Annotated in this window: 1 protein-coding gene and 2 pseudogenes; all 3 read left to right on the top strand. The window is 50.4% G+C overall.

Translation table 11 applies throughout. The features are described from left to right. Window positions 1-394, top strand: a pseudogene (locus tag AAC854_RS22360) (hypothetical protein); the annotation flags it as partial. Beyond that, window positions 391-1,368 (top strand): DUF7146 domain-containing protein, encoded by a 978-nt coding sequence (locus AAC854_RS22355; RefSeq protein WP_340619018.1) that lies wholly within the window; start codon window positions 391-393, stop codon window positions 1,366-1,368. The pseudogene AAC854_RS22360 and the gene AAC854_RS22355, both read left to right, overlap by 4 nt. Continuing rightward, a pseudogene (locus AAC854_RS22350) lies at window positions 1,368-1,869 on the top strand (helix-turn-helix domain-containing protein); the annotation flags it as partial. The gene AAC854_RS22355 and the pseudogene AAC854_RS22350, both read left to right, overlap by 1 nt.

The following is a 1,869-nucleotide window of genomic DNA, read 5'->3' as shown; positions in this document are numbered from 1 at the left end:
TGTTGAGGTGGATACCAGCCGCACCATTCAGAAGCTCAGTAAGAAAGAGCGCGTCTACACGCAGGCCGAAAAGCAGAGTTTCTATTCACAGTTGAAATATTACCAGAACCAACGTGCCTCACAGGGCAAGATCATCAGTAACGGCTGGGTATTCTACACGTTTAAAGAGAAGTTCGGTGTCAAGCCTCAAGGTTTGCACGACACCCCGCAGGAACTGACACCCGAAGTGAATAACTTCATCAAACACAAGCAAATTGCGTGGGCGAAAAGCCGTCAGAAAGCAAAACAACCGCAACAAGAACAGCAGGGGCTAAACCTTGAAGTGGCCCGCCATAAGGTACGTGAAATACGTGAAAAATTAGGTGCACCATCATATCAGGGAGACACACAGTGAACAGAATAAAAACCGCCGACGCTGTTATTGGTCACTGGCCTGAAATCTTCGCTTACTACAAGTTGCCCCCCGTGACAGGGAAAAAGCACTTTAAAGGGAAGTGCCCGATATGCGGGCGGAAAGGGAAGTTTCGCATTGATGATCGTGATGGCAGGGGGACGTTTATTTGCACCGGTCATGCAGGGGATGGCTGGGCGTTGCTCCGACTGACTCAAGGCAAGGACTACAAGACTCTGGCCGATGAAATTGATCAGCTATTGGGTATCCAGTCAGATAAGCGCAGCGTGGTTAAAAAAGAAACTAATATCACCACATTCAGAAACAAAGTCACTGCCTGCTATGCCAATTTACCCGGCCTGAAAGGGACATCGGGCGAAGACTACTTACGCAACCGGGGCATTCATACTTTACCCGCTGACAACGTGAAGTATTGCCCCGATCAGCCTGTCCGCAATGGGAAGCTGCAAGCGATATGGGCGCTGGTGACGGATGCCAAGGGCACGCTGTGTTATCTGCACCGCACTTACCTTGATGGGGACAGGAAGGCGAATATTACCCCGCAGAAAAAACTGGATTCCACGCAGGAAGAGAGTTATCGCGATCATGCTCAATCACCGGCGATACGCCTGTTCCCGGTGGATTCAACGCTGGGCATTGCAGAGGGCATTGAAACCGCACTGTCCTGTAAACAGATTTACGGCGTAAACACATGGTCAGTGGTGAACACGGGCTTTATGGAACGCTTCCGTGTGCCCGGTGGGGTTAAGCATCTCATCATCTTCACGGATATGGACTGGAACGCCGCAGGCCACGCCGCCGCAATGTCATGTGCTCATGGAAACTTATTGGCGAATAACGAGTTAGAAAAGGTCAGTGTTCGCTGGCCTGACCACGGCGACTTCAACGACATGCTCCAGAACGGGGATGAAGCCAGAGAATTAGTATTTATGAAAAAAGCACGGGAGACAGCATAATGACGGACAACACCGCACACAAAACACTCTTTACGATCCCTGAATCCACTTACAGTACCGAACTGGCGACCGTGAAACCGTTACCCGTTCAGCGCAAGATCACCGGTAATAAACAGGTGGATGCTTACCTGTGGGTACTGGCAGTCATTAAGACCAATGAACCCGCCCACCTTGAGGCAGCAGAAGCCGCCTTGAAGAAGCTGAAAATCACACCCAAGGAAGCCCAGCAGAAATATTCTGATTACCTGATGAAGTCAGGCGCGCATCCCCTCCAGATTGCCTTTGGCTCCATCGGCATGGATAACCCACAGGGCTATATAAACAGCGCGAAGGAGCAAATCAAAAAGGCCAGTCAGGTCAGGGCTTCGTTTGCCAGCTACGAAGCCGCATTGGAACTCACTGAACCCGAAAAATTAATGCTGGTGGGCGAACTGGCTGACATTTATGAATCGGGTTATTACTGGAATGAAAAGGAATTAGCAGAAGGCTGTATGCACGGTG

Source organism: Xenorhabdus entomophaga (assembly GCF_037996725.1).
In the GTDB taxonomy this organism is placed as follows: domain Bacteria; phylum Pseudomonadota; class Gammaproteobacteria; order Enterobacterales; family Enterobacteriaceae; genus Xenorhabdus; species Xenorhabdus khoisanae.
This window is presented reverse-complemented; position numbering and strand designations above follow the sequence as displayed.